Raw genomic sequence first — 7,993 nt, 5'->3', positions numbered from 1 at the left:
CGTTTTGCGAAGCAGGTTTCCAGAACAGTTTTGACAAATGGCGGACCGCCGGAATGCGTCGCCGAGCCGGCCTGCCAGCAGGATCGTCAGAAAGGAAGGTTTTTGCGAACAGCGTGAGCGCATAGAACGGGCACCGATATACGTTTACGACCGTTCCAGTCGGATCGCGCTTGCAGCGATCGTCCCGTTTGGGATGGTGTTTTGGGACAGTTACATGCTTACCGCAGTGGCACCCACCAAGCGCGCGATCATGCTTTAAGGTCAGGACTCGTTGATTACAGCCAGAAGATGACGGTGGCAGCGAGGGCGATGGCGGAGAAGAAGACGGTCGGGCAGCGGTCGTAGCGGGTTGCGACGCGGCGCCAGTCCTTGAGGCGGCCGAACATGATCTCGATGCGGTTACGTCGCCGATAGCGGCGCTTGTCGTACCTGACCGGCTCGTTGCGGGACCGCCGCCCTGGGATGCAGGGTTGGATGCCCTTGGCCTGGAGCGCATCCCTGAACCAGTCGGCGTCGTAGCCGCGGTCACCTAGCAGCCACTGAGCCTTCGGCAGGTCGTCCAGCAACGCGGCCGCACCGGTGTAGTCGCTGACCTGCCCGGCGGTCATAAAGAAGCTCAAGGGGCGTCCGTTCGCATCGGCTACGGCATGGAGCTTGGTGTTCATGCCGCCCTTGGTGCGGCCTATCAGGCGGCCAAGGCCCCCCTTTTTACCCGCAGGCTCGATGCCGTGCGGTACGCCTTCAGGTAGGTGGCGTCGATCATAACCGTCTTCGGCTCGGCGCCTGCCGCCGCCAGCCCTTCCATCATCCGCGTGAACACGCCTGCCTCACCCCGGCGCTTCCACCGGTTGTAGAGCGTCTTGTGTGGCCCATAGGCGCTGGGCGCATCTCGCCAGCGCAGCCCATTGCGGTTGACGAAGACGATGCCGCTCAGAACCCGTCGGTCGTCCACCCGCGGCCGGCCGTGGCTCTTGGGAAAGAACGGCCGCAGCCGCTCAATCTGCTCATCCGTCAGCCAAAACAGGTCACTCATTCCGGTCTCCTCGCGGAGCCTGAATCAGATCGCGACGCTCACATCAATGGGTCCTGCCCCTAACTAGGCTCTCATACCATTCCCGATCGGAAGGGTATGAAAGACAGTCAGAACAGTCCGTTTCCGTTCGGAAATCGGAAATCGGAAATTTTCTCAGCTCAAGGTTGGAGTTCAATGATGGAAACGTCTGGATCTGGTTCAGGCTCCGTAGTAAGCGCAAAATGAGCGACCTGTCCTGACTGACGGACGAACCGATGGGCGGCTGCAAGCAATTGCCGGATGGCACGATGCAGGCAGGGTGACCGGTCAGCGTGATGTCAATTTATCGACGCAAGGATACCTTTCTTCACACCAAAGGCCGCTGGCGGGATGCAGAACACTACGGCATTGGTTCGACAACTGGCGACATTTCGTGTATCCCGGCGCGATGAAGGATCGGCATGAAGCAGTTGTCGAAGAGGTCCTGCATTGCTCAGCCAGTGCCGCGCATTCGCTTGTTGCTGCCAGCTGGTGTCGTTCGGGCCTAAAGCACGGTCTCGACGCAGGAGCCGATCGGGTTCCAGATCTTGTATCTGCAAGTGACCTGATTCAGCGGCGGCAACGCTGTGAGTTGATGCTGGAGGTCGCGCGTCCCTTGCTCGACCAGCTGTTCCAGATCGTCTCTGCCACGGGTTGCGCCGTGATGCTGTCGGACAATGACGGTGTCGTTCTGGAAGCGCGTAGCCTCGCGGGTGACCGCGAGCTTTTCGATCGGATCGGCTTGACGCCCGGCGGAGTGTGGAGCGAAAGCCGGGAAGGCACGAACGGGATCGGCACCTGCCTGATCGAGGGTCGACCGGTCACGATCCATCGAGATGAACACTTCGCCAGCCGGAATACGGGCATAAGCTGCATGGATGCGCCGGTGCGCGATGCGACCGGCCAGCTTGTCGGCGCCTTGGATATCTCGAACTGCCGCTACGACCACAGCGCCGCGATGGGAATGCTCGTTCAGAAGATCGTGCAGGATGCCGCTCGCCGGATCGAGAGCGGCATCTTTCGCGCGCATTTCGCCTCGTACCGGATCATCGATGCCAATCTGCCAGGCGGCGATGCAGCCTTGCTGGCCGTTGATCGGGACGATCTGGTCATCGGCGCGACCTTCGCTGCAAGGCATCGGTTCAAACTGACCAACGCGTGTCTCGGGGGCCGCCGCACGGCTTCGAATATCCTCGGTGGCGAAGAAGCCACCTCGTTCGCTGACTCGGAACGGGCTTTCTTGCGCCGCGCGCTGGCGCGGGCAGACGGCAACGCCACCAAGGCGGCAAAGGAACTCGGCATCGGTCGAGCTACTCTCTATCGTCGAATGGAAAGGGTAGGTTTGCAGCGTCGCTGACATATCTGGTCTCCCCATTGTCTCGATAGCGAGACAATCGACCCATTCCATCAACCGGCAGTCCCTGTGCACCGCCGCCATCTCGCGGAACTATCGTCCTCGCGACCGGAAGGATCCGGCGGTTTCGAGAGGATGACGTGATGGACATACAGACCAACCCCGCCACTTCGATGACGGTGCCGTTCGCGGAACGCTACGACAACTTCATCGGCGGAAAGTGGACCGCGCCCAAGGACGGGCGCTATTTCGACAACATCTCGTCGATTACCGGCAGATCCATTGGTCAGGTGGCACGCAGTCAGGCGGCCGATGTCGAAGCCGCGCTGGATGCGGCGCATGCGGCGAAGGAGGCCTGGGGCCGCACCAGCGTTAGCGAGCGAGCCTTGATCCTCAATCGGATCGCGGACCGGATGGAGGAAAATCTTCGCGAGCTCGCCATCGCGGAAACCTGGGACAACGGAAAACCGCTACGCGAGACAATGGCCGCGGACATTCCGCTGGCGATCGATCACTTCCGCTATTTCGCAGGCTGCATCCGCGCGCAGGAAGGCGGTATCTCGGAGATCGATCACGATACGGTCGCTTATCATTTCCATGAGCCACTGGGCGTGGTCGGCCAGATTATTCCGTGGAACTTCCCGATCCTGATGGCGGTGTGGAAACTCGCACCGGCACTGGCGGCAGGCAATTGCGTGGTATTGAAACCGGCCGAACAGACGCCGGCGTCGATCATGGTCCTGATGGAAATCATCGGCGACCTGCTGCCCGCCGGGGTGGTCAACGTGGTCAACGGCTTCGGCTTGGAAGCCGGCAAGCCGCTCGCCAGCAGCAACCGCATCGCGAAGATTGCCTTCACGGGCGAGACGACGACGGGTCGGCTCATCATGCAATATGCCAGCGAGAACCTGATCCCGGTGACGCTGGAGCTCGGCGGGAAAAGTCCGAACATCTTTTTCGAGGACGTATGTCGCGAGGACGACGATTATCTCGACAAGGCGATCGAGGGCCTAGTGATGTTCGCGCTCAACCAAGGCGAGGTATGCACCTGTCCAAGCCGGGCACTGGTGCATGAGAACATTTACGACCGCTTCATGGAACGCGCGATCCAGCGCGTTGAGGCGATCAAGGCAGGCAATCCGCTCGATCTGGAGACAATGATCGGCGCGCAGGCATCATCCGAACAGCAGCAGAAGATCCTATCCTACATCGATATCGGCAAACAGGAGGGCGCCGAACTGCTGACCGGCGGCGAGGCAGCCCGGTTCGAAGGCGATCTTGCAGGCGGCTACTATGTAAAACCCACCGTGTTCCGTGGCCATAACCGGATGCGGATTTTTCAGGAGGAAATCTTCGGACCGGTCCTGTCGGTCACCACCTTCAAGGACCAGGATGAGGCGCTGAACATCGCCAACGATACGCTTTATGGCCTGGGCGCGGGCGTGTGGAGCCGGGATGCGAACACCTGCTACCGCTTCGGCCGCGCGATCCGCGCGGGACGTGTGTGGACCAATTGCTACCATGCCTATCCCGCCCACGCGGCGTTCGGCGGCTACAAGCAATCCGGCATCGGGCGCGAAAACCACCGCATGATGCTCGACCACTATCAGCAGACCAAGAACATGCTGGTCAGTTACAGCCCGAAGAAGCTCGGCTTCTTCTGAGGCGAACAGCCCGGGCACGGCGACGCGGAGTTTCGCCCGCCGCCCGGCCTTCGAACGATAAAACTACAGGAGAGATGTCATGAGCAAGACCATGAAAGCCGCCGTCGTGCGCGCCTTTGGCGAGCCACTGCGGATCGAGGAAGTTCCGGTGCCCGAGGTCCAGCCCGGCATGATCCAGGTTGCCATTCAGGCCTCCGGTGTGTGTCACACCGACCTCCACGCCGCAGAAGGCGACTGGCCGGTAAAGCCCGAGCCGCCCTTTATCCCGGGCCACGAAGGCGTGGGCTTTGTCTCCGCTGTGGGCAAGGGCGTGACCCACGTGAAGGAAGGCGACCGGGTCGGCGTGCCTTGGCTCTACACCGCTTGCGGTCACTGCACGCACTGCCTCGGTGGATGGGAGACGCTGTGCGAAAGCCAGTTGAACACCGGCTATTCGGTCAATGGCGGGTTCGCCGACTACGTGCTGGCCGACCCCAATTATGTCGGCCACCTGCCGGACAATGTCGGCTTCAACGAAATCGCGCCGGTGTTGTGCGCGGGCGTGACGGTCTACAAGGGCCTGAAGATGACCGATACCCGGCCCGGCGATGCGGTCGTCATCTCCGGCATCGGCGGTCTCGGCCATATGGCGGTACAATATGCGGTGGCCATGGGGATGAAGGTGGTCGCCGTCGACGTCGACGACGCCAAACTCGACCTCGCCCGCAGGCTCGGTGCGGTGGAGACGGTCAACGCACGGACGGACAATGATCCCGCCACGACGGTAAGGCGATTGACCAGCGGAGGCGCGCGCGGCGCGCTGGTGACCGCGGTGAGCGAAAAGGCCTTTGAACAGGCGGTCGGCATGATCGGGCGCGGCGGCACCGTCGCGCTTAACGGCCTGCCGCCGGGTGATTTCCCGCTCAACATCTTCGGCATGGTACTGAACGGTATTACCATACGCGGCTCCATCGTCGGCACCAGGCTGGACCTGCAGGAATCGCTCGAATTCGCTGGCGACGGCAAGGTGAAGGCGACGATCTCGACTGCCGGTCTCGAAGACATCAACTCGGTGTTCGACCGTATGCGGCAGGGCCAGATCGAAGGGCGGGTCGTCCTCGACCTGACCGTATAATGGCGAACGGTGACGAGCAGGACGAGGGAAAAATGGGGCGGGCCGCTTTGGTTCGCCGTGTGATTGCCACCGAGGCGGGAGCGGCGCTGCTGGCCGAAATCGTCGACCGTCACGGCCCGGTGCTGGTCCACCAGTCGGGCGGTTGCTGCGACGGTTCCAGCCCGATGGTTTATCCCCGCAGCGAGTTTTGCCTTGGCGGATCGGACGTGCTGCTCGGCACCATAGGCACCACGCCAGTCTATATCGGGGCGCAGCAATTCGCGGCATGGAAGCACACGCAGCTGATCCTCGACGTGGTGGAGGGACGGGGCGGGATGTTCAGCCTCGACAACGGAACGGGCCGACGCTTTCTCGTGCGAAGCCGTGTCTATGAGAAGGCCGAGATCACCATGTTGGCGGCAACCGACAGGCTTCACGCGATGCAAGCATCGGTGGAGCGCGATCCCGACGCCTTTTGGCTGGCCGAGGCATGCCGCCTGAACTGGAGCGTCTTCCCGACCAAAGCGGACGAGAGCAGCTTCGACAAAGCCGACTTCGGCATTCGCTGGTTTGCCGACGGCGAACTGAATGTTTCGGTCAACTGCCTCGATCGCCATCTGGATGCCCGTGGCGACAACGCCGCCATCGTTTTCGAAGGGGACGAGCCGGGCGAGGGGCGAACCCTCACTTACCGCGAACTGCATACGGAAGTCTGTCGTTTCGCCAATGTGTTGAAGGGCCGCGGAGTCGCCAAGGGAGATCGGGTAGTCCTGTACATGCCGATGGTACCCGAAGCCGCGATCGCCATGCTTGCCTGCACACGAATCGGCGGGGTACATTCGGTGGTGTTCGGTGGCTTTTCACCCGATAGTCTGTCTGATCGTATTTCCGATTGCGGCGCCAAGCTCGTTATCACCGCCAATGAAGGCAGGCGCGGCGGCAGGTCGGTTCCCCTAAAGGCCAATGTCGACGCGGCCTGTGCAAAGGCGGGCGGGGTCGAAACGGTTATCGTCGTACAGCGGACGACGACCGAGGTCGATCTCAAGGAGGGCCGCGATTGGTGGTGGCACGACTTGAGCAAAGGGGTCGATGCCGATTGTCCGCCCGAGCCAATGAATGCGGAAGATCCGCTGTTCATTCTCTACACCAGCGGATCGACCGGCAAGCCCAAGGGCGTGCTGCACAGCACCGGCGGTTATCTCCTGTGGGTCACGCTCACCACGGATCTTCTATTCGGGTTAGCCGACGACGATCTATTCTGGTGCACGGCCGATGTCGGTTGGATCACGGGCCACAGCTATGTCGTTTACGGGCCGCTCGCGAACGGCGCCAGCACGGTAATGTTTGACGGCGTGCCGACCTATCCTGATGCCGGACGCCTATGGGAAACGTGCCAGCGTCTGGGCGTCACCGTGTTCTACACCGCGCCGACCGCGATCCGCGCGCTGATGCGCGAAGGAGAGGAGCCGGTGAAACAACACGATCTGTCCCGGCTGCGGCTGCTCGGCACCGTAGGCGAGCCGATCAATCCCGAGGCCTGGAACTGGTATCACCGCGTGATCGGCGGCGAGCGTTGCGACATCGTCGACACATGGTGGCAGACCGAAACTGGCGCGGCGCTGATCGCGCCCGTGAACGGCACGGCGGAGGCGAAGCCAGGATCGGCGACCAAGCCGCTGCCGGGTGTATTTCCGGAACTGGTCGATGCCGAAGGCCGCACACTGGCCGGCGCGGTGGAGGGCAATCTCGTCCTCACCCGTAGCTGGCCCGGTCAGATGCGCACGGTTTACGGCAATCACGAACGCTTCTTTCAGACCTATTTCAGCACCTACCCGGGCAGCTATTTCACCGGAGACGGCGCACGTCGCGATGCCGATGGCGATTACTGGATTACCGGCCGGGTGGATGATGTGATCAACGTATCGGGCCACCGCATGGGCACCGCCGAAGTCGAAAGCGCGCTGGTGGCGCATGAGCGTGTGGCGGAAGCGGCGGTGGTGGGCATGCCGCACGATATCAAGGGACAAGGCATTTACGCCTTCGTGACGCTCAACGCGGATCAGGAGGGCGACGAGGCCCTGCGTGCCGCGCTGTGCAAATGGGTGCGCAGCGAGATCGGTCCGATCGCCACGCCCGATGCGATCCAGTTTGCGCCCAGCCTACCCAAGACGCGCAGCGGCAAGATCATGCGCCGCATTCTGCGCAAGATTGCCGAAGGGAAACCGGGCGAAGTCGGAGACATGTCAACCTTGGCCGACCCTGCGGTGGTCGACGAACTCGTGGCCAACCGCATCAGCGCCTAGGGTCCGTGACGGGGACAGGAAAGCTTTCCGAAGTTAGGATCGTCTCCGGCACCGTTCCCGATTGGGAAGGTTCAGGGAGACGGCTGACGGTCGCAAGGCGCGCCGGACGGCAGGGGAATAGCCGTTTTCCCAAAATATGTTCCCGATTGCTCATTCCCGAAATGGCCGGTTGGAGACGGAGAAATGGGACGATCCGGCCCGTGAAATGAACCCGCCTTTGGCATCCGCCCGGAGCGGATAATGTGAGCAGCCATCTCCGATTGCGAGCAGCGCCCGATGATGGCGAGCACGCTGGCAGCTAATTTGAGCACGATGCCGCCCGCCAGTGGCAGAGAGCGTGAGCACAAAATCGCTCCGATGGCGAGCAGACGCCGCTATGTTTGCGAGCCGCTACAACTACCTGTAGCGAACTGCAATGATGATCGCCCGGACGCGCAATAAAGGGCGGTTTCCGGCGCACGTTGTTTGAGACAGATAGTCTCGCCAGACGCAAATTCCGTGAGACATAGCGCACGGTCAGTGAGACGG

The 7,993-nt window shown here is 61.9% G+C and carries 5 protein-coding genes; 4 read left to right on the top strand and 1 reads right to left on the bottom strand.

Going from position 1 to position 7,993, the window contains the following annotated elements:
* Positions 1–275 precede the first annotated feature (275 nt).
* Positions 276–1,033 (bottom strand): IS5 family transposase gene (locus tag ACGVWT_RS18855; protein WP_394427756.1). Its coding sequence is split into 2 segments (ribosomal slippage): positions 276–712 and positions 712–1,033, totalling 759 coding nucleotides; the frame shifts between segments, so codons are not numbered across the junction.
* A gap of 298 nt (positions 1,034–1,331) precedes the next feature.
* Here ACGVWT_RS18855 and ACGVWT_RS18850 point away from each other — a divergent pair.
* The 4 genes from ACGVWT_RS18850 (at position 1,332) to acs (ending at position 7,465) form a co-directional block, all read left to right on the top strand.
* A complete protein-coding gene (locus tag ACGVWT_RS18850; RefSeq protein ID WP_296744631.1) occupies positions 1,332–2,408 on the top strand; it encodes a GAF domain-containing protein in 1,077 nt (358 codons plus the stop codon).
* 140 nt (positions 2,409–2,548) lie between these two features.
* Positions 2,549–4,069, top strand: a complete 1,521-nt coding sequence (gene adh, locus ACGVWT_RS18845) for an aldehyde dehydrogenase (protein WP_183937418.1) — start codon at positions 2,549–2,551, stop codon at positions 4,067–4,069.
* 79 nt (positions 4,070–4,148) lie between these two features.
* Positions 4,149–5,183, top strand: a complete 1,035-nt coding sequence (adhP, locus tag ACGVWT_RS18840) for an alcohol dehydrogenase AdhP (protein WP_066278433.1) — start codon at positions 4,149–4,151, stop codon at positions 5,181–5,183.
* Positions 5,183–7,465 carry an acetate--CoA ligase gene (acs, locus tag ACGVWT_RS18835; protein ID WP_394427752.1) on the top strand — a complete coding sequence of 761 codons (2,283 nt, stop codon included), beginning with the start codon at positions 5,183–5,185 and terminating at the stop codon, positions 7,463–7,465. The genes adhP and acs overlap by 1 nt, the downstream gene beginning before the upstream one ends.
* Positions 7,466–7,993 lie beyond the last annotated feature (528 nt).

Source organism: Sphingomonas sp. S6 (genome assembly GCF_043498045.1).
Lineage (GTDB): Bacteria > Pseudomonadota > Alphaproteobacteria > Sphingomonadales > Sphingomonadaceae > Sphingomonas.
Note: the sequence above shows the minus strand (reverse complement) of the source record. Positions and strands in the feature narration are given on the sequence as shown.